Raw genomic sequence first — 20722 nt, 5'->3', positions numbered from 1 at the left:
ACGCAATGGACATCGCAACGCCTGGCGCGCATCCCCTGGAAAAGACGCACCTGCGCATCGGCTTCGTCTCGCTCTCCGACGCCGCGCCGCTCGTCGCGGCCAAGGTGCTCGAATTCGGCCATCGTCACGGCCTCACGCTCGAGCTGTGCCGGCAGCCGTCTTGGGCGGCAGTGCGCGATAAGCTGCTCTCGGGCGAGCTCGACTGCGCCCATGCGCTCTATGGCCTCGTGTACGGCGTCGAACTGGGCATCGGCGGCCCCCGCGACGAGATGGCCGTATTGATGGTGCTCAATCGCAATGGGCAGGCGATCACCTTGTCGACGCAGCTCGCGCATGCGCTCGACGTCGAGGGAAATTTGAAGGCGGCGCTCGCCACACTTGGGCGAGCGCCCGTATTCGCTCAAACGTTTCCAACCGGCACCCATGCGCTATGGCTTTACTACTGGCTCGCCGCGCACGGGGTGCATCCGCGCGCCGACATCGAAAGCGTCGTCATCCCGCCGCCTCGGATGGTCGAGGCACTCGAAAGCGGAACGCTCGACGGCTTTTGCGCGGGCGAGCCTTGGCATGCCGTAGCCGAAGCGCGCGGCGCTGGCGAGACCGTCGTCGCAACGAGTCAGATCTGGGCGAATCATCCCGAGAAGGTGTTGGCAAGCCGCCGCGACTTCGTCACGCGCCACCCGGCCACGGCGCGCGCGCTGATCTGCACCATGCTGGAAGCTTGCCGATGGGTCGATGCACCCGGCCATCGCGACGAAATCGCCCATTGGCTCGCGAAACCCGATGCGCTCGACGTGCCGCTCGAGCTCATCGCCCCGCGCTTGAGCGGCCGCGAAGGCGGCAAGCGCTTCGTGCGAGCGCCGCTGCCCGTATCGTTCTTCGATGGCGGCGCGGTCAACTTCCCGCATGAATCCGAGGGCCGCTGGTTTCTCGCCCAATATCGCCGCTGGGGTCTGTTGCGCGAAGCGGATGCGCCAGCGATCAACGACGAGGCGATCGCCGCGCGCATCAATCAAACCGCGCTTTATCGCGAAGCGGCAACCGTGGTCGAAGTACCGGTGCCGTCGGCAAGCGCCGCCCCGCCCGATATCGTCTGCGACGATGCCGTTTAGATGGTGAGCAACGCGGCTAGGAAAAACGCCGGGCGCTAGTACCGGTTCCGCCTACCTCTGCCCGAGCTGCCCGTGCAATGGGCGACATTTGCGGCGTCGCCGCAACGGTCGCCTGCTCACGATGGCGCACATATATCACATTGACATATAATCTCGCGCTTCCGCGGCGCAGCATGCGACTTTTCGCCGCGCTTTTGTCATGTGATTCGAAGAAAACCCGTGCCTAGTCAAGCCGTTCTGCGTTGGTTCGCCAGCTTCGCCCCGCATCCGGTCGCCGTTTCGTGGCGCGAGCGTCTACGCTCGTGCTTCGGCGCGCTGCTCGGCATTGCCGCGACCGGCGCCGCCATGCATTGGCTACTGGGCACGCAAGCGCAGATCCCGTTTTTGATCGCCCCCATGGGTGCCTCGGCTGTCTTGCTGTTCGGCGTGCCCGCCAGCCCGCTCGCGCAGCCATGGTCGTTCATCGGGGGCAATCTCGTCGCCGCGACGGTCGGAGTGCTCAGCGCGATGTGGATCGACGATCCCATCGCCGCCGCCGCACTTGCCCTGGCCGCGGCCACCTGCGTGATGTTCGCGCTGCGCTGTGTTCACCCTCCCTCGGGCGCCGTCGCGCTAACGGCCGTGCTCGGCGGCCCTGCCATTCACGCGCTGGGGCTTCGCTTCGTGCTGGAACCCGTCGCGCTGCAATCGTTCGTGCTGCTCGCATCGGCCATCGTCTATCACACGGTGACGGGCCACCGCTACCCGCACGTTGCCCGCGCCGCCTCGCATGGGGCGCCGGGCGCAGCCGGCGTGACCCGCGCCGAGCTCGAAGCGCTGGTGCGCGAGCGCGGCGAATTGATCGACGTCGCGTCCGACGATCTCGAATCGCTCGTGCGCGAAGCGCAACTGCTTGCCTATGCGCGCAGCTTCAGCGAACTGACATGCGCCGACATCATGACGCGCGATGCCGTCCACGTATCGAGCGAGACGACAGCCGCCGCCGCTTGGCGCCTGCTGGAGCGGAATCGCATCAAAGCGCTTCCGGTGATCGACGAGACGCGCCGCGTCGTGGGCATCGTGACGCGCACCGATTTTGTCGGACGCACGGCATTCGGCCTGCGCGGCCCGCGCAATCGTGGCTTCTCGCTCTGGCGCGATACGTCGGAAAGGCGCTGCGTCGACGATTTGATGACGCCGAACGTGCGCACCGTCGATGCGCAGTTGCCGGTGGCCGATCTGATCCCGGTGTTCGCGCACTACGGGCACCACCATATTCCGGTCGTGGATGGCGAGCGACGTCTCGTCGGCATGATCACGCAGGCGGATTTGATCGGCGGCCTGCATCGGCAAGCCCAGACGCGACAATTGAGGACGGCTTAAAGCGCGCGCGTACGAGGACGAGGATCGGACTCTCGCCCACGCTTCGCACTGAGCAGCGGTTGCTACGCTGAGAGTTGAAGCGTTACCTGACGGGCCTTAGCGGGAAAATATATCACAACGTGATATTATCTCCGCTTTCGAACTCGTCCCTTGCGTGACTCCGATGAAACTCACCGCTTCCCGTGCCCTGGCCAAGACCGATTTCGAGCAGTTGTCGGAATTTCGCTACCAGATGCGACGCTTCGAGCGCTTTTCCGAGCGCGCCGCGCATGCAGAAGGTATCACGCCGCTCCAGTACTTGCTCTTGTTGCACGTGAAGGGCTACCCGGGCCGCGATTGGGCGACGATCGGCGAATTGGCCGAACGTTTGCAGGCGCAACACCACGGCGTCGTCGCGCTCGTTTCGCGCTGCGAGGCGCTCGATCTCGTCAAACGCAAGGTGAGCGAGACCGACCGGCGGCAAGTGGAAGTGCATCTGCAAAAAGCGGGCGAAACGGTATTGGTGAAACTGGCGGCGCTGCACCGCGCCGAGTTGAATTCGCTGCAAGGCGCGTTCAGCGTGCCGCAGATCGATTTATGAGTGTTTGAACTAGGCGAATTGATGAGCATGGACCACAGCAAGAGAGATTTTTCCGCCAACGCGCGTTTGCCCGGCATCTGCGCGCTCGCGGCCGTCATCGGGGTGCTCGGCACCATCGCGGCCTTCGCGCTGCTCAATCTCATCTACTTATTCACGAACGTGTTCTTTTTCGGCACGTTCTCGTTCCAGAACCATTCGCCCGCCGACAACCACCTCGGCGTCTGGGTCGTGCTCATCCCCGCGCTCGGCGGCCTCATCGTTGGCTTGATCGCCCGCTTCGGCTCCGACAAGATTCGCGGCCACGGCATTCCCGAAGCGATCGAAGCGATCTTGTTCGGCAAGAGCCGCATGTCGCCGAAAGTCGCCGTGCTCAAGCCCCTTTCTTCCGGCATCGTCATCGGCAGCGGCGGACCGTTCGGCGCCGAAGGCCCCATCATCATGACGGGCGGTGCGCTCGGCTCGCTGCTCGCGCAGTGCGTCAAAGTGACGGCGGCTGAGCGTAAAACGCTGCTCGTGGCGGGCGCCGCCGCCGGCATGACGGCCGTGTTCGGCACGCCTGTCGCCGCCGTGCTGCTGGCCGTCGAGCTGCTTCTATTCGAATGGCGCCCCCGCAGCTTTTTGCCCGTGGCGCTGGCGTGCGCCGTGGCGGGTTTCCTGCGCGCCACCTGGTTCGGCGTAGGGCCGTTGTTTCCGCTCGAAACCGCGCCGCCCTCCGCCATCTCGCTCGTCTCCTGCCTGATCCTCGGCGTAGCGAGCGGCGCGCTCGCTTCGGGGCTGTCGGTCGCGCTCTATGCGACGGAAGACCTGTTCGCCAAGTTGCCGCTGCATTGGATGTGGTGGCCTGCGATCGGCGGGCTCGCGGTCGGCCTGGGCGGGTTGATCGAGCCGCGCGTGCTCGGTGTCGGCTACGACGTGATCGGCGATCTGCTGCACCAACACCTCGCGGTCAAGGTCGCTATCGCGATCCTCGTGGTGAAGGCGATCATTTGGGTGATCGCGTTGGGCTCCGGCACGTCGGGCGGCGTGCTCGCCCCGCTGCTCATGCTCGGCGCCGGCCTCGGTATCGTGATGGGACCGCTGCTTCCCGGCCATGAAGTCGCGTTGTGGCCTCTGGTGGCGATGGCCGCGACGCTCGGCGCCACCCTCGGCGCGCCGCTTACCGCCGTCGTCTTCGCCTTCGGGCTCACGCACGACAGCAACGCGCTGCTGCCCTTGTTGGCCGCCACGCTCGTGGCGCACGGCTTCACCACCGTCGTCATGCGCCGCTCGATCATGACGGAGAAGATCGCGCGGCGCGGGTACCACATCTATCGCGAGTACGGCGTCGATCCGCTCGAGCGGCATCACGTCGACGAGGTCATGACGCGCGAGGTGAAAACGATCGACGCGAGCGTACCCGTGCGCGAAGCGCTGGCTTCGTTCTTCGGCCCGAGCCAGAGTCATCGCGCCTACCCGGTCGTACGCGGTGATCGGCTTGTCGGCGTTGCCGATCGCGAAACGCTCGTGGCGTTGACCGACGCTGAAAACGGCATCGGCCGCACTATGACGCTTGGCGACGCACTCTCCGCGAACACGCCTGCCGTCGCCCTGCCGGGCGAAACCTGCCGGCTCGTCGCAGCGCGGCTTGCCGTGCAGGGCCTCGAGCGCGTACCGGTCGTGCTCGATCGCGAATCGATGAAACTGACCGGCATCGTCTCGCGCAGCGATCTCGTCAAACCCGCGCGTTTGCACTTCGAAGAAGAACAGAAGCGAGAGCGTTTCCGGCGCGTCGCCTGGCGGCCCGCGAAACGCCGCCGGCAGGCTTAGCGTTCGGCCGTATTCTCGGAAATCAACACGGAGTCGTTGCTGCTCGGCGTGGCAAGCGCCGACGTCGTCATGACGGGCGGCGGCGGCACGACAGCCGTTCCGTATCGATTCGAGTTGACGAACATCACCATGGGTTGACCGGAGCAGCCGCCCCCTGCGTGCACTGCGCCACCCCGCGGCCATCGGCGCCTCGGCGATGGTCGTGGCTCGCCCCTGGAATGTGCGTGAACCCGACTGGCGCGGCATGGTGCGCCAGTCCCCGTATAACGGCCGCATAGTCTAGGTAGTTACCACGCTGTCGCTGCCGCCGGTGCTCATCTACCATTCTTCAGAACAATAGTCGACGGAAAGAATACGGGGGGCGCTTCGATAGCGCCGGCGCAGGGAGCAGTGGACGCTTTCGCGAATAAAAGTCGAACGATAAGCGGTGGGCGGTTCGGCCCCGCACATTCGCGACGGGACGGCGAGCACGAAAATACGCTCACGCGGAAGAACGATATCGATGGCAATACGCCCTTCCACGTGAATTAACGATCGTGTACGTCAATGGCGTCTGCACAAAACGAGAACGAGCGAGCGGGGGTACCGGCTGAACACTTGGCACGAATAAGATTGCGCGCAGGATCGGTGCGCGCAACTTCCAAGAAACTAGGGCGAGTGATTCAGCCGGTTTCGCAACGCTACGCCGTGCGGCGGCGCCGAACGGGGAGGCGTGACATGGACATCCTGGAGTTGGCCCGGCAGGCGGGCTTGCAAGTGCTGCTCGATGCGCGCATCGGCAGCCAAACCTATCACAGCGTCTCCGGTTCGCTGCCGGCACTGCAGCGTTTCGCGGATGCGATCGAAGCGCTGGCGCGCGACGCATCGGCTGCCCAGCGAGATTCGCTCAAACGTCATGCGCCGCCCGCGCGCCACGCGGCGTCGGCACGGCTGCGCAAACGCGCGCGCTGGCTACCGATGCGTCGCCGGCCTATCGGCCGCCGGCTCCAGCCGGCAGGCTCGCCGCCGAACGCCGCTTCGCGGCATGCCCAAGCCACATGACGAAAAGCCAGAAGGGCACGAGCCATACGGCAACGGACAGCCCCGGCGTAAACGCGAGAATGCCGAGCACGATCGCCATGAACGCGAGGCAAACCCAATTGGCGAGCGGAAACGCGATCGACTTGAACACGAGTTGCTGGCCGGCCGCGACCATCGCCCTGCGCGCTTTCAAATGCGTGAGGCTGATCAGCGCCCAATTGATGACGAGCGCCGCTACGACGAGCGCCATCAGAATATCCAATGCGCGCGCGGGAATCAGGTAATCCACGATGACGCAAGCAAACGTGGCGAGCGCCGACAGGCCGATGGCGACATACGGCACGCCGCGGCGATCGACCTTGAGCAGCGCTCGCGGTGCGTTGCCCTGCTCGGCCAAGCCATACAGCATCCGGCTATTGGCATAGACCGAACTGTTGTAGACCGAAAGCGCAGCCGTCAGAACGACCAGATTCAGGATGTTGGCCGTCAGCCCCGCACCGATCTGCGAAAAAATCATCACGAACGGGCTGCCGCCTTGCGCCACCTCGTTCCATGGATGCAGCGCGAGGAGCACGACGAGCGAGCCGATATAAAAAATCAAAATGCGATAAAGCACCTGGTTGACTGCTTTCGGAATCGTGCGGGCCGGATCGTCGGCCTCGGCGGCCGTGATGCCGATCAGTTCGAGGCCGCCGAACGAGAACATGATGACGGCCAGCGTCATGAACAAGCCGTTGAAGCCATGCGGAAAGAATCCGCCATAGCGCCACAGATTCGAAATCGATGCCTGCGGGCCGCCCCGTCCGCTTTCGAGCAAGTAGGCGCCGAACACGATCATGCCGATGACGGCCACCACCTTGATGAGCGCAAACCAGAACTCGGTCTCGCCGTACGCTTTGACGTTCGCCAAATTGATCGCATTGATCGCGGCGAAGCACACGAGCGCGGACACCCAAGTGGGAACGGCAGGCCACCAGAAGTGGACGTAAGTGCCGACGGCGGTCAGTTCCGCCATGCTGACGAGCACGTACAGCACCCAATAGTTCCAGCCGGAGAGGAACCCGGGGAAGTCGCCCCAATACTTGTATGCGAAATGGCTGAACGAGCCCGCCACCGGCTCCTGTGCGACCATCTCGCCGAGTTGACGCATGATCATGAAGGCGATGAGGCCGCCGATCGCGTAGCCGAGAATCATGGACGGCCCTGCCGCCTTCAGCACGCTTGCCGACCCGAGGAAGAGGCCGGTCCCGATCGCGCCGCCAAGCGCGATCAATTGGATGTGGCGATTTTTTAGCCCGCGCTGTAAGCCGTCGTGCTGCTGCGTGTGACCCGTCAAAACAACCCTCCTCTCCTGATCGGATTTATCTATAAGCGAGGCGCCGATCGATCGTTCTCGACCGGACAAAAACCTAGCATTATAGCCAGGGCCCGTTCACGCTAATTCCCGGCTTCCAAACGTGCCCTGGCCCGACCCGGAGCCCCGACCTACTCTTGCTCTCCATTGCGCAGCAACAGCAACGGGACGGTCGTATCGTGCAACAGCGATTCGGCCACGCTCCCGGCAAACAGACGGCGAATGCCGCTGCGTCCATGGGAATACATGACGACGAGATCGGCGTCGAAGTCATCGATCGCGCGCGCCAGCACCGCCGCCAGGCTCTCCCCGTAGGCGTCGATGGCGCGAACGCTGCCTTGCTCGCCCAACGCTGCAAAGCGCTCGCGCGCTTCCCCCAGCACGCTCGTGGCCGTCTCGCTCGAGGTATCGCGCACCGGCATTTGCTCGGCGAAGCCGGCCGAGACATCGACGACTCGCGTCGGATGCTCGAGCACGTACACGGCTTGCAATTGCGCCCCCGCCAACTGCGCGAGCTCGATCGCTTCGTCCAGCGCACGACGCGCGCCCTCGCTGCCGTCGACGGGAACTAGAATCCGCTTGTACATGGCACTCTCCATGACTTGCGCCGCGCCCGAACCGGCGCGCGACTATCTCGAAACCGTTCGCGCCCCAAGCAGTGTCGTGACGTTGCCGCGTTCGATCGCCTGCCCAGCTTACGAATGGACCTCTTCTGCCGCCTGCGAACCGAGAATGCGTTCGGACAACGTGGCGTCGTAGCTCGAATGCACATGCACCCGCTTTTTATCCGGATACGCATAGCTATAAGCCTTGCGCAACGCGAGCGACGCCTCGTGAAACCCCGACAAGATGAGCTTTTGCTTGTTCGGATAAACGGCGATATCGCCGACGGCGAAGATGCCCGGGGCCGACGTCTCATAGTAGGACGTGTCCACGGCCACGCGACCCGCCCGTACGTCGAGGCCCCAATCGGCGATCGGCCCCAAATCGGCCACGAGGCCATACAGTGCGATGAGGTGATCCGCCTCGATCGCCGTGGGGCCGCCGATCGTTTTCACGTCGATGGACTGCAACACGCCGTCCGAGGCGTTGAGCGCCGCTATGGTTCCGATGACGATATCGAGTTCGCCGGCCGCGGCAGCGCGTTTGACCTCCTGCACCGTCGCCTCGGCCGCGCGGAATGCGTCACGCCGATGCACGAGCGTAATGTGCCTGGCGTGACCGCGCAACGCCAAAGCCCAGTCGAGCGCGGAGTCGCCCCCGCCGGCAACCACCACGCGGCTATCGTCGAAGATCGCGCGCTTGCGCACTGCGTAATGAACGTGCCGGCCTTCGAGCGCCTGCGCCTCGGGCAATCCCACGCGCTGCGGCACGAAGGCCCCGTTACCCGCGGCCAGCATGACGGCGGCCGTATCGAAGGCGAGCCCGCGATCGGTCTCGACGCGCCAGCGCTGCGTCTGTCCTTGGCGCTCGACCTTCATCACGCGCTGCGCCAGATGAATCGGCGGTGCGAACGGCTTGCACTGCTCGGTGAGGCGTTCGACCAACTGCCGCGCCGTACATACCGGCACGGCCGGAATGTCGAAGATGGGCTTTTCCGGATAGAGCTCGATGCACTGGCCGCCTACTTCCTCGAGCGCGTCGACGATATGGCAGGACAACCCCAACACACCGGCTTCGAAGGCTGCAAAAAGCCCGATAGGTCCTGCGCCGATAATGACGACGTCCGTGCGTAGCACGCTTTCGTCGACCGATGCCGCTTCTTCGCTCACGTTGGATCCTCGATGATGTCGATGGCCGTGCGACAACCTGCATCGCGCGCGTGCATGCGTGCGTGCAACCCCGCGCCCGACGCGCATGACAAGAACAAGTATAGGGAGAACCCGGAGATCTCGCCGCAGTGGCCCGCCGGCGAGTAGGGGGAAGCGACGCGAGCGCGCGACGATGACCGCGGCCGATCGCCGCGGCAAGGAGATAAAAAAGCGCCGCGACAAGCGCGGCGCCTTTTGCGCAACTAGACCAGCAGCACAGGCTTAGAAGCGGTGACGCAAGCCCACCGTAGCAGCCGTTTGGTTGTCCGACGAGCTGATCGACGAACCGAACGAACCGTTGTAAACCGAAGCCACGCCAGCGGTGCTTGCGTGTTGGTACACAACCTGCGCGTAGACGTCGGTACGCTTGGACAGCGCGTAGTCAGCTTGCGCGCCGATCTGGTGGAAGCGAACGCCCGAATCGACGCCGGCCAACGACGTACGCAGGTTCGAGAACGTGTATGCGACGCCCAGACCCAAAGCCGGCGTCAGGTTGTACTTCGCATTGATTTCGTAGTTGTCTTGACGCAGCGTCAGCGGGAGATTCTGAGCGTTGTCCAGACGCGCTTGCGTCCACACCGCACCAACTTGCGCCGGGCCGAACGCGTAGCTTGCACCGACGCCGTACGTGCGCTGACGGACGTGGCCGATCGTTGCCGGAACGCCGCCGTTCACGACCGTCGCCACGCCATTGCCGAGCAAGCCGAGGGTCGAGCCGTCCGACGCACCGGTGTTACCGGCGACCGGGTTGTTTTGCTGCGAGTATGCCGCGCCAACGTTCAGGCCCTGGAACTGGTAAGCCGCACCGAGGCTGTATTCACGGTTGTTCGAGAAGCCGCCGGCTTGGTTCGAGAAGCCGTACGTGCCGCCGAACGTGAAGCCTGCGTAGTTCGCGCTCGTGAACTTGATCGAATTGTTGACCGCGAAGCCACCGTTCGTGTTCAGGTTGTCGAAGTTGCCGTAGTGGGCAAACGACGTACCGCCCCAGCTACCCGTGGCGCTCAGCGGCGCCAGGTAGTCTTGCGCGGCATCGTATTGACGACCGAGCGTGACCGTGCCGTAGTTGCTCGACAGACCGACGAACGATTGGCGATTGAATTCGCTGCCGCTATTGGCGAAACGGCCGCTGTTCAGATTGAAACCGCTTTCGAGGGTGAAGATTGCCTTCAGACCGTTGCCGAGGTCTTCGGAGCCTTTCAGGCCGAAGCGGCTTTGGCTGATGCCACCCGACGTTTGCTGCCAGTTCGACTTGCCACCGACGTTGCTGGTGTACGAAAGGCCTGCATCGAGCACGCCGTAGAGCGTGACGCTGCTTTGAGCGTGTGCGGCGACTGCGAAAGAGGCGGAAACCGCTGCGACGACCAGGGTTTTTTTCATTAGAGAAGTCCCTTTTATAAAACTGGCTCACTGCCAGACTTCGGAATGGACGGTTTTGCGGCCGGCGCCGAGATAGCGGCGGCCGCGTAATCGAAACGATTGAGGCCGTCCGATGAGCGCCGAGTCTACGTGTTGACCCTATCTAGGGTATACGCGAGCCACACAACAGGCTTTTGCGAAAATTGAAACAATCAACCTAGTGAAAACCCCTAGGTTATTGTTTTTGAACGGATTTATTTTGTGATATTGGCACGCATCGTGCCGGGTGCGCTAGGCCAGCGACCGAGGCGTCTAGTTGCAGATCCGCAACGGTTTTCATCACGGCGTCACTTCCGACTGCAAGCAAGTGCAACGCGCTGGATCCGCCCGTCCACGGTATCGATCGGCGGAGAACGAAGCGCTGGTCGCTTGCGCGCCCGCATCATGAAGTGGGCTGGGGCGCATTCGAGGGCCTATGCAAGCTATTTCAGGCAAGAGGTTATGCAGTGGCCGCCGTCAGGCTTTTCTCGACGCGAAGGACGATGGCGTATGGGGGGGCAAAAAAAGACGGCCCGACGGCGAAACGCCGAACGGGCCGAGGAGGGTTGGCCTCGAGATAGCCAAGGCCGACTATACCTAATCGAAATTCGCCGGGGGCGCTTCGTAACGAACGGTAAAACATTCGGTGCGCCGGCGGCGCGGCGCGCATCGGCTCACCGGCGGAAGACACTGTTTTCGGCGTGGACGGCCTTCTTTTCGACCGCCTGGAGGCGCCAGACGCCATCGGTTCGAATCTGCTTGCCTGAAGCCCACTGTGCACCGCCTTGCGCCGCGGTCGGACAATCGCATTCGACGTGCAGCCCGCTCAAGGTGCATAGCGGTTGCTCGTTCGTCGGCGCGCAGAGCTTGGTCACCCCGCCCTCGTCTCGCAATTCGCCCCAAGGTGGCAGATCGATCCCGTCATGCGACTCTCTGGACCATACGCGCTCTTCCGTGTCGAGCCAAAGCACGGCGTAATCATGATTGACAGTGGGATCGGAACCGTTGATCAAGATGGTCAGACGCATCTGCTATTCCTCTCACGATGTTCGCCGAGACTAAAGTCTATGCCGCGATGCCTCGAATTCAAGGCGAGGAAACGTCGCGGGCCGACCGGTGAGCATCGGAGCGAGCCACATGCCGCATGCAGGCCACGGGCGGACCGTCATCGCACCCCATAACCCCGGGCTTGCATACAGTCTCCGTACGCTTGCCAATAGGTCGTCATAGGCGGTTGCGGCGGGGGCAAAGGCGGAAGGTTAGCGGAAGCGGAAGCGCTCGCCGAAGCGGCGCCTGGGCCTGACGCGCCCGGGGCGGATGGGGCCACCTGCGCGGAACCTGTGTTAGCCGATGCGGCGTTGGAGCGAGCGGCGGGCGGCGCACCGCTGGCGGCGGACGCGCCACCCGCTTCGGATGCCGTCGTCAGCGCCTGCGCTGTCTTGGCGGCGCCACCGGGCGCGCCGTGCGCAGGCGGCAGCGGCGGCTCGCTCGCGCCCTTGCCCGCATCGGCGGCGAATTGAATCGGTTTGGTGCGATTGGGACGCTGCGATAGATGCGTCATATCGACGCCGGTTTGACGCTTCGCCTGCCAATAACAATAGGCGCTGTCGACGCTTTGGGTTGCCGCAGGCTGACTGCGCAGCGGATAGACCGCCGGCTGCTGCGCCAAGGTCGTCGTCGACCACGACACGATAACTACGCTGACTACGCTTGCAACCGGGGCAATCTTCATCGGCTCTCTTCCTTCCGCGTCCGGATCGATCGACTCCCTGACATGTACGACACACCGCACGAGAGCCAAGACTCTGCCGGCGAAGATCGAGCGAATCGACCTGCGCCGGACTACGACATACCGCCAGCATAGGAGCCTATAGGCCGGACATGGCGAAAGAGTATCGGCACCATCGGCCATATCCTCCGCAATAAGGGACAGATTTACTAAGACTTCTTAAAAATTTATGCGCATAAATTTATCTTTCGAAAATACTGTGTCGCCCGCGAGCAGTTCATTAGGAGTCCGAATGAATCGCCGCAGCGGCCACTAGGCGGATGCGACAGCGAGACTGCGTCGCGTGGATCTCACTCCCTGGAGCGAGAAACGGCGGCGAACGCAGACGAGCGCGGGCCTCAAACCCACGATGCGTGGTGACCGTTGATCGGTGGAGAGCGCAGGGCACCGCGCAATTCAGGTGCGCGTCTCGCACCGTGTCGAAACGCGCACTCTGGATTCAGCGCGCGGCCGCCCGAGGCGCGACGAAGCGAAACGTCAGATTGATGCGCTCGCCCCGCAAGCCCGGCGCTTTGACGATGCGATGCCGCCATTCGCGCTGCGTGCGCCCCCGCATGACCAACAAGCTACCGTTCGTCAATTCATAGGCGCGCAGTTGCCCTGTCGCATTGTGTCGAAGATCGAACCGCCGTGCGACCCCGAGGCTCACCGAGGCAATCACCGGCTCCGCCCCGAGCTCGGCTTCGCGATCGGCGTGCCAGCCCATGCTGTCCTCTCCGCTGCGATACCGGTTCAGCAAAACGCTGTTGAAGCGGGTCTTGCATGTCGCTTCGGCCAGCGAGCGCAGCGCCTGGACGGTGGGCGTCCACGCCAGCGGCTCGTTGCGAATACCCGAGTAGACGTAGATTGCGCCCGGATCGCCCTGCCAGGCGGTGAGGCGCGGCAACGGCTTGATGCCGCCGGGCGTGCCGATGACATCCTGCTTCCACTGCACCTCATCCAAGAGGGCGGACAAGGCGATAGATGCCTCGTCCGGCGACAACCAATGCGGATACCAGTCGACATCGACCTGCGGCACACCGCCGAACATGTCTTCGATCATTCGATCAATACCTTCGATACCTTCAACGCCTATTGTCCATTCGAACGTCTTCGCCGGCCGCAAGCCGGCCTAACGCGTTCCAACGCCGCTATTGCAAGCAGAACACGAAGAACGAACCGCGCCATCCGAAATCTTGCTCGCGCCCAAGGGACGCAGCGGCGGCCGGGCCATTGCGGCGGCTGCAAGGGAGGGCCGGAGCCGCTATCATGGAACCCTTTGGAACGCTAGGCTGCGTGCCGTCACCACCGTCGATCATGCCACTTTCCGAGAACGCCCTCGATCAGTTGTTCCGCGAAGCACGCACCGTCAATGCCTGGCTGCCCAAGCCGGTCGACGATACGCTGCTTCGGCAAATCTTTTCATTGGCCATCCTGGGTCCGACGTCGGCGAACTCGAGCCCCGGCCGCTTCGTCTTCGTCAAAACGCCCGAAGCCAAACAGAAACTGAAGCCGGCGCTCTCGGCCGGCAACGTCGAAAAAACGATGGCCGCTCCGGTCACGGTAATCGTCGGGATGGATCTGGCCTTTTACGAACATCTGCCGAAATTGTTCCCGCACGCGGATGCGCGCAGTTGGTTCGCGGGCAACGACGAAGCGATTCGCGCCACGGCGCAGCGCAACTCCTCGTTGCAGGGGGCCTACATCATCATGGCGGCCCGCGCATTGGGGCTCGATGCAGGTCCGATGTCGGGGTTCGACGCAGTCAAGGTGGACGACGCGTTTTTCGCTGGCACGACGATCAAATCGAACTTCCTGGTCAACCTCGGATACGGCGATCGCTCCAAGCTGCATCCGCGCAACCCGCGACTATCGTTCGACGAGGCGGCCCGGATCGCGTGAGTCGCAGCCTCACGCCGCCTTCGCCGCGGCGCTCAGGCTATATGGAGATGGCTCGAATAGGCGAGCCCACTGCCATGCCCCTGCTCGCCTACGCGAACAGCGCAATATAGAACACGACTGCGCCGATCAACGCGCCGACGAAACAAAAACCTTCGCTCTTCCCATCGCCATCCGAACGCAGCCAGTCGCCCACCACGCCGAACAACCCGGCGATGCCGAGTGCAACGAATACCATCACGACGTCGAATAGCGCGCTGCGACTGACCTCTAGCCAATCGAAGCGTCGAACGATGGAATAGACTGCCAGCGCCATCAGCGAAAGCACAACGAGCGGCAGCATGACATGACTGCCCTCGTAGTCGAGATGATGAGGGCGGTGCGGTTTATGGCCCCATTTGTCGGCTGTCATCATTCGTCCCCTCTCTCGCGAAGACCGATCCCCAGGAATCGAATCGCGAATATTCATAGCTTAGATCGATTTCATAACATGGGAAGTCGCCGTTAACCCACCCCTGTCTCGCGTGCAGCGGCTCCCGGCAGCGTTTTCCGCCGCTCGGTACAATGGCTCGTGGCCGCGTCCGCGGCACGGTTAGCCACGATTCGGCTCCCTCCCTCTGCTTCTATGCGCCCCTCCTCTTTCTTTGCGCGCGCGATTTTCATCGGCGTGCTGATGCACCTGTACGTGGGACTGCGCATCATTCCCGAGTTGCCGATCGGTTTGCCGGCCAAGCTTCTCGCCGCTTGCGCGCTCGCGCTCTCGTGCGGCTTGATCCCGCTCGGCATGCTCGCTCGAAGGTTCGAACGCCAGCCGCACGCCGATCGCATCGCGTGGGTCGGCTTGATCGCGATGGGGTTGTTTTCATCGCTGCTCGTTTTCACCTTCCTGCGCGACATCGTCCTTGCCTCGGCATTGACCGTCGATGCGTTATGGGGTCACGTCTTCTCGCTCGACCGCTGGAGAATCGATACGGCGGTAGGCGTACCCGGCCTCGCGCTGCTTGCTACGACGATCGGTCTGGTCAACGCACGTCGGCGCGCCCGGATCGTATCGGTCGATGTGCCGATCGAAGGACTGCCCGCGTCGCTCGACGGGCTGACGATCGTCCAAATCAGCGACATCCACGTCGGGCCGACGATCAAAGCGCGATACGTCGATGCGATCGTCGATGCCGTCAACCGGCTGCGTCCCGATTTGATCGCCGTCACGGGCGACGTAGTGGACGGCAGCGTCGCGCAATTGGCCAGCCACACCGAGCCGCTCGGTCGGCTGACCGCCCGTTACGGCGCCTACTTGGTCACGGGGAACCATGAGTACTACTCGGGCGCGGTGCAATGGATCGCGGAATTCGAGCGCCTCGGGTTGCGTGTCCTGTTGAACGAGCACGTCGTGCTCGAACACCGGGGCACCCCGTTCATCCTCGCAGGCGTCACCGATTACACAGCGGGGCGCTTCGACGAAACGCATCGCAGCGATCCTGCGGCGGCGTTGGCCGACGCGCCCGACGACATCATCCTCAAGGTGCTGCTCGCTCACCAGCCGCGCACGGCGCATGCAGCGGCCGACGCGGGATATACGCTCCAGTTGTCGGGCCATACACACGGCGGGCAGTTTTTCCCGTGGAATTTCTTCGTTCGCTTGCAACAGCCGTTCACCGCGGGGCTTGCAAGGCTCGGCGCCCTTTGGATCTATACGAGCCGCGGAACCGGCTATTGGGGGCCGCCGAAGCGGCTGGGCGCGCCGTCGGAAATCACACGGCTGCGACTCGTGGCGCACGCGCGGATCTGAAAGCGCAAGCCCACGCCTCGCCTCACGGAAAGCGTACGGCTACGGCCGAGGCACCGAGCGGATATTTCCGATTTCGCTGTCCGCGCTGGCGTTGTCGCCGTATGTAGGCGGCACGCCGCCCGCATCATACGGGCGCACCTTGCGCTCGCGCACCGCATGCGGTTCGACCGGGTGAGCCTCGAGCGCATCGCCAAAGCGAGCCCGCACGAACGCACGCAGCAGCGCAATGCGCGGATGAGCTGCATCTGCCTCGCACGGATCACAGGCGCGAAACCGCACCCGGCAGTGCGTGCCCTGCTCGCTGCGCAGCCACCTAAGGTCTTCTGCGCGCTCCAATATCTCGATGGCATCGCCCCACTCGCCCGATGGCGAGAACGGCTGGGCCAGCTTGCGCAACGCACCGTGCGTGAAGGTAACGACGACACTGGGCTCGACTTGGATGAACACGATTTCCTCGTCATCGTCGACCAATGCGCGCGCGCACCAATAATCGAGTGCGCAACCGTCGAGTTCGCTCGTGTTCATGGCAGCTCTCCTTCGAAGGGATCCAGGTGCGGTGGCGGATGTGGAGGCATACGTATGCGCGCGACGAGTGGATAGTGATCGGACGCCTGGCGCGCGAGCGTGCTGCGATGAACGGCCACGTCGACCAAATATTCGCCCGGGTGCATCCATATTCGGTCGAGGGCAAAAACCGGGCAAAAGGTGGGGAAAGTGCGCGGCGCGGGGGCTCGTCGAAAATGCGAAACGAGCGCCCGCAACGCGCGCCCCCGTACGAACCACTCGTTGATGTCCCCCACCAAGATAACCGGAAGCTCGCTATTATCGAAGGCGGCGAGCAGTGTGCGCACCTGCGTGCTGCGTTCGGTGGCGGACAACCCCAGATGCGTCGCCACGACCCGGACCAAGCGCCCGCCGCATTCGATATCGGCATCGAGGGCGCCGCGCGGCTCGCGCCGGTGAAACGACAAGTCGAGGGTGCGCGCCAGGCGTACGGGCAGCCTGGACAACACCGCGTTGCCGTAGCGGCGTTTCGGGGTATCGAGCGTGGGGCCTTCGACCGCGGCCATACCCGTGGCCTCGCGCAGTTGCGATAAAACGTCCGGGGTTTCCGAACCACCGAGCGGCACCTCTTGCAATGCGATGATGTCGGCATCGAGCTCGCCGATGACCTGCGCGATGCGCGCAATCATCTGCCGCTTCGCCTGAGCGGTCCATGACGCCAGGCCGCCGTGAATGTTGTAGGTGGCGATCCTCAGTTCACATGATCGGGGCCGCGCCGCATCGGCACGCTGCTCGAGCTCGCCGGCATCCGCGATGGAGGTAAGTACGGCGTCGTCGCGTTCGTTCGGGTTCGCATTCACTTGCGTCGCCCCAGCCAGCGTTGCAGCAACACGGAGATGCCAACGAGCGCAGCGCCTATTGCCGCCATCGCGACCACCGAGCCGAGATCGGGGTGGCGGATCGCATTGAGCAACTGATGCGCGAAAGTCACGGTCAACAAAATGCCCGGCGCCATGCCGAGAATCGAGCCGATCATGTAATCGCGCAGACGAATATGCGACGCGCCCGCAACGAGGTTGACGATCGTAAACGGGGCGATCGGCAACAAGCGCAGCGCCATGACGGTAACGATGCCGCGTTCGCCGATCCGCTCGCTGAGCCGATTCGCGCGCGTGCCGGCTAGCCGGCGCACGGCATCGCGCCCTAGCGCAACGCCCAGACCGTAGGTGGCGATCGCGGAAAGCATCGTTCCGCCCAGGGCGTACCCGATTCCAGGCCATGCGCCGAAGACCAGCCCCGTCGCAGCAATCAGCAACGTGATCGGCACCGAAACGATTGCTGCCGCAACGTATCCGCTCAGCACGATCACGGGCGCGAACGGCAGCGCCTCGATTCGTCTGATGAGCTTTGCGAGTTCCACCAGATTGAGATGGTGGCCGATCGACGTGAACTGCCAAACAGCGGCCATGATCGCGGCTGCGAGGACGAGGCCGCCGAGCAACAAGTACCGCGTGGTCAATGACCGGTGCCGCCCCTGCGGGATGAACTCGTTCACGAGTTCGTCCGGCGCAATGGGTCGCTCCGGGTCCAACCAAGCATTGACCGGTACCAGAGCGTCCAGATCCGCGGTGACGACTGGCGTGAATGGCCGCAATGTTCGCCCCCGAGGGCGGCCCAATGAGTCGATCGCGGCATTTAACCGGTGCTCGCGTGCCAACGCGTTCTCGACATCTGACTCGGTCACGTCCAGATGCTCGGCCAGCAGCCGGTTGCGCCAGCGCGCGATCGTGGCGCGCACGCGCGCGTCGTTGTCGGCATCGATCGTCACATTGCATTCGGTATCGAGCACCATCGACCGATTGTTCAGATTCGCGCTGCCGATAGTCATGAGCATATCGTCGACAATCATGACTTTGCTGTGCACGTTGACACATGCCTCGCCCAAGCCGTCGACGTGCGGGCAATACATACGGAACCGCCCGTGGCGATCTGCGTCGACTAGCGCACGATACAAGCGCGCGCGCAGGACACCCATCGTCGCCTCTTGCAACCATCCGCTCTGCGCGCGCGGCACGACGACCGCCACGTCGGGGCCGTCGTCCTCCGCGAGGCGACTACCCAACGCCTCTCGAGCGACGGCGGCCGTGAAGTACTGGTTTTCGATATAAATATTGGTGCGCGCGGACGCAATCGAATCGGCGATCAGTGCACGCACGTGCTGAACCGGCTCGCGGGATCGGTAGGGCGGCTCCGTCACCGAGATGCCGACCATCACATCGCTTACGTCTACCGGTGCATTGGGCGGCCAGGGGTCCCCATCCCGGTCGACGGCCCGATGCGCGCGCAACGCGATTCGTTTGCCGCACGAGCGATGCCAGCGCTCTCGGGCCAGGGCGCCGATCGCAGCGGCGGCAGCGCCGTCGAACATGGCCTGAACATCATGAAACGGCCCGTATGGCGCGCCGTTCGCGTCGCGGCGCAGCGACTCGTGCGCCGCGTGCGCGGGGGTATCCCAACGGGAGCGCGTCAAATCGAGTCCGCCGACGAATGCGAGGCGATCGTCGATCGCCACGATCTTCTGGTGGTGCGACGCGCCGCGCGGATGCGTCCCATCCTGCCGGAATACGATTCCTCGCTGCGAGCGCCAGCCGGTCTGATAGACAGGCATCCATTCGCGCTCGAACGCATAAATCATGGCGAAATCCCACGCTAGGATGTAGATGCGCAGACGTCGGCGCCTGGCCGACAGCGCTTGCAGGAACGCCCCCAACGGCGCCGGAAGGCCGTCGTCCGCCCCCTGAGGGACCAGTTGCATGCGGCTGTCGATGTCCCAACCGACGATGAAGATCGTGCGTTCGGCCCGCGCGAGCGCCTCCCGCAGGACCGAAAAATAGGCGCTGCCATCGATTAGGAGTGCGAATCGATCGGCATGCAAGATCGATTCGCAATTGCGCCCCACCTCGAGCGTTCCATGCCGATGCGACGACGCCCGAGCTCCGTGCGCCGGCTCGCTCGCTCGCACTCTAACGCGCACATCGGTAACGCCCGTCATCGTTGAATGCGCGGCTGTCAAATGATGGGCACCCCGCCCGTGACGGCCACTGTGGCGCCCGACACGTAGCTCGCCTCGTTGCTTGCGAGCATGACATAGACGGGGGCGAGTTCCGCGGGTTGGCCGGGCCGCTTCATTGGCGTCTGCTTACCGAATTCCTTCACGTTGTCGGGCGGAAGGGTCGCTGGGATCAGCGGCGTCCAAATCGGCCCTGGTGCGACGCAGTTGGACCGGATCCCCCGAGCCGCCAACAACTGCGCCAGGCCGCCGGTGAAGTTTTGAATCGCGCCTTTGGTGGTGGCATACGGCAGCAACGTGGGTCGCGGCTTATCTGCGTTGACCGACGTCGTATTGACGATCGCACTGCCCGGTTTCATGTGCGGCAGCGCCGCCTTGACGAGCCGAAACATCGCTCCGATATTGATATCGAAGGTTCGGTCCCATTCGTCGTCGGAGATCTCCTCGACCGTTTCATAGTCCATCTGATGCGCCGCGTTGTTCACGAGGACATCGATGCGGCCGAAGGCTTCCACCGCTCGATCGACGATTTCGCGCGCATGTTCACGTCGTGCAAGATCGCCGGCGACCAGCACGGCACGCCTGCCAGCCTGCTCCACCCACCGTGCGGTCTCGCGGGCATCTTCATGTTCGTTGAAGTAGGCGATCACGACATCGGCGCCTTCGCGTGCGAACGCGATTGCGACCGCACGGCCGATACCGCTATCGGCGCCGGTAATGACCGCAGCCTTCCCGGAAAGACGCCCATGTCCCTCGTAGCTATGCTCACCGTGATCCGGTTGAGGGGACATCGGTGCGGTTCTTCCCGGGACTTGCTCCTGCTGTTGCTCGGGCATGGGCGGTGTCGGTCTGCTCGTCATCGTTCGCTCCTTTGACGTGAAGCGCCGCAAACACAGCGGCCACGAACGACGGCGAGCAACGGACATGCCCCGGTATGCGGGCTAGAGGTTCAGAAGGCGCTCGGTGGAGAATGACGGAAAAATCGGGGATGGAAAGCGCGGCGAGAGAACGCACTAGTGCTCTCACGGTAAAAATGCGGCCCCGCGGATCTCACGATTTGCTGCTGCGACGGTAGATCGAGACGATTTGCCGAGCCGCAGCCTCGTCTTTCACGGCTGACCGGCAGCGAGTGTTTTGTGAGGCGTTAAAAGCACAAACCCCCGGTAGCGCTGAGGCTAGCGGGGGTTTGGAGGCAGAAGGAGCCTGACGATTACCTACTTTCACACGGGAATCCGCACTATCATCGGCGTGG

General features: G+C 63.6%; 19 protein-coding genes. 7 read left to right on the top strand and 12 right to left on the bottom strand.

The window, feature by feature from the left end:
- Positions 1-5: 5 nt before the first annotated feature.
- From QQS38_RS10960 to QQS38_RS10940, 5 genes are all read left to right on the top strand, one after another.
- Positions 6-1112, top strand: a complete 1107-nt coding sequence (locus QQS38_RS10960; RefSeq protein ID WP_479645403.1) for a CmpA/NrtA family ABC transporter substrate-binding protein — start codon at positions 6-8, stop codon at positions 1110-1112.
- A gap of 219 nt (positions 1113-1331) precedes the next feature.
- Positions 1332-2474 carry an HPP family protein gene (locus tag QQS38_RS10955; RefSeq protein WP_479645402.1) on the top strand — a complete coding sequence of 381 codons (1143 nt, stop codon included), beginning with the start codon at positions 1332-1334 and terminating at the stop codon, positions 2472-2474.
- Positions 2475-2637: 163 nt separating this feature from the next.
- A complete protein-coding gene (locus QQS38_RS10950; protein WP_479645401.1) occupies positions 2638-3054 on the top strand; it encodes a MarR family winged helix-turn-helix transcriptional regulator in 417 nt (138 codons plus the stop codon).
- 21 nt (positions 3055-3075) lie between these two features.
- Positions 3076-4860: a chloride channel protein gene (locus QQS38_RS10945; RefSeq protein ID WP_479645671.1), complete on the top strand. Its 1785-nt coding sequence runs from the start codon at positions 3076-3078 to the stop codon at positions 4858-4860.
- A 717-nt stretch (positions 4861-5577) separates the two neighbouring features.
- A complete protein-coding gene (locus QQS38_RS10940) occupies positions 5578-5901 on the top strand; it encodes a hypothetical protein (protein WP_479645400.1) in 324 nt (107 codons plus the stop codon).
- Here the strand turns inward: QQS38_RS10940 and QQS38_RS10935 are convergent.
- The 7 genes from QQS38_RS10935 to QQS38_RS10905 form a co-directional block, all read right to left on the bottom strand.
- Entirely contained in the window at positions 5831-7216 is a 1386-nt protein-coding gene (locus QQS38_RS10935) for an amino acid permease (protein WP_479645399.1), read from the bottom strand. The two genes, QQS38_RS10940 and QQS38_RS10935, sit on opposite strands and share 71 nt — an antisense overlap.
- Before the next feature lie 149 nt (positions 7217-7365).
- A complete protein-coding gene (locus QQS38_RS10930; protein WP_479645398.1) occupies positions 7366-7821 on the bottom strand; it encodes a universal stress protein in 456 nt (151 codons plus the stop codon).
- A 108-nt stretch (positions 7822-7929) separates the two neighbouring features.
- The gene (locus QQS38_RS10925; RefSeq protein ID WP_479645397.1) at positions 7930-9006 is read right to left on the bottom strand and encodes an NAD(P)/FAD-dependent oxidoreductase; all 1077 of its coding nucleotides are present in this window, start codon (positions 9004-9006) and stop codon (positions 7930-7932) included.
- A 261-nt stretch (positions 9007-9267) separates the two neighbouring features.
- On the bottom strand, positions 9268-10422 hold the full coding sequence (locus tag QQS38_RS10920) for a porin (RefSeq protein ID WP_479645396.1): 1155 nt from the start codon (positions 10420-10422) through the stop codon (positions 9268-9270).
- 692 nt (positions 10423-11114) lie between these two features.
- Positions 11115-11468: a DUF3564 family protein gene (locus QQS38_RS10915; RefSeq protein WP_479645395.1), complete on the bottom strand. Its 354-nt coding sequence runs from the start codon at positions 11466-11468 to the stop codon at positions 11115-11117.
- 137 nt (positions 11469-11605) lie between these two features.
- Complete coding sequence (locus QQS38_RS10910) at positions 11606-12172, bottom strand: hypothetical protein (RefSeq protein ID WP_479645394.1); 567 nt, start codon at positions 12170-12172, stop codon at positions 11606-11608.
- A 496-nt stretch (positions 12173-12668) separates the two neighbouring features.
- The gene (locus tag QQS38_RS10905; protein WP_479645393.1) at positions 12669-13271 is read right to left on the bottom strand and encodes an alpha-ketoglutarate-dependent dioxygenase AlkB family protein; all 603 of its coding nucleotides are present in this window, start codon (positions 13269-13271) and stop codon (positions 12669-12671) included.
- A 254-nt stretch (positions 13272-13525) separates the two neighbouring features.
- On the opposite strand from QQS38_RS10905, the gene QQS38_RS10900 reads away from it, so the two are divergent.
- Positions 13526-14110: a malonic semialdehyde reductase gene (locus tag QQS38_RS10900; RefSeq protein ID WP_479645670.1), complete on the top strand. Its 585-nt coding sequence runs from the start codon at positions 13526-13528 to the stop codon at positions 14108-14110.
- Between the two features lie 88 nt (positions 14111-14198).
- On the opposite strand, the gene QQS38_RS10895 is transcribed toward QQS38_RS10900, so the two are convergent.
- Positions 14199-14522 carry a hypothetical protein gene (locus QQS38_RS10895; protein WP_479645392.1) on the bottom strand — a complete coding sequence of 108 codons (324 nt, stop codon included), beginning with the start codon at positions 14520-14522 and terminating at the stop codon, positions 14199-14201.
- Positions 14523-14732: 210 nt separating this feature from the next.
- On the opposite strand from QQS38_RS10895, the gene QQS38_RS10890 reads away from it, so the two are divergent.
- Positions 14733-15896, top strand: coding sequence for a metallophosphoesterase (locus QQS38_RS10890; protein ID WP_479645391.1), 1164 nt, complete (start codon positions 14733-14735; stop codon positions 15894-15896).
- 39 nt (positions 15897-15935) lie between these two features.
- Here the strand turns inward: QQS38_RS10890 and QQS38_RS10885 are convergent, their stop codons facing one another.
- From QQS38_RS10885 to QQS38_RS10870, 4 genes are read right to left on the bottom strand one after another with little or no spacing between them, the layout of a single operon-like run.
- A complete protein-coding gene (locus QQS38_RS10885) occupies positions 15936-16421 on the bottom strand; it encodes a phage protein NinX family protein (protein ID WP_479645390.1) in 486 nt (161 codons plus the stop codon).
- Positions 16418-17215 carry an endonuclease/exonuclease/phosphatase family protein gene (locus QQS38_RS10880; protein ID WP_479645669.1) on the bottom strand — a complete coding sequence of 266 codons (798 nt, stop codon included), beginning with the start codon at positions 17213-17215 and terminating at the stop codon, positions 16418-16420. The genes QQS38_RS10885 and QQS38_RS10880 overlap by 4 nt, the downstream gene beginning before the upstream one ends.
- A 41-nt stretch (positions 17216-17256) precedes the next feature.
- The gene (locus QQS38_RS10875; protein WP_479645389.1) at positions 17257-19452 is read right to left on the bottom strand and encodes a VTT domain-containing protein; all 2196 of its coding nucleotides are present in this window, start codon (positions 19450-19452) and stop codon (positions 17257-17259) included.
- A 17-nt stretch (positions 19453-19469) separates the two neighbouring features.
- Positions 19470-20330, bottom strand: a complete 861-nt coding sequence (locus QQS38_RS10870) for a glucose 1-dehydrogenase (protein ID WP_479645388.1) — start codon at positions 20328-20330, stop codon at positions 19470-19472.
- Positions 20331-20722 lie beyond the last annotated feature (392 nt).

The organism is Trinickia sp. Z7, assembly GCF_056498045.1.
Note: the sequence above shows the minus strand (reverse complement) of the source record. Positions and strands in the feature narration are given on the sequence as shown.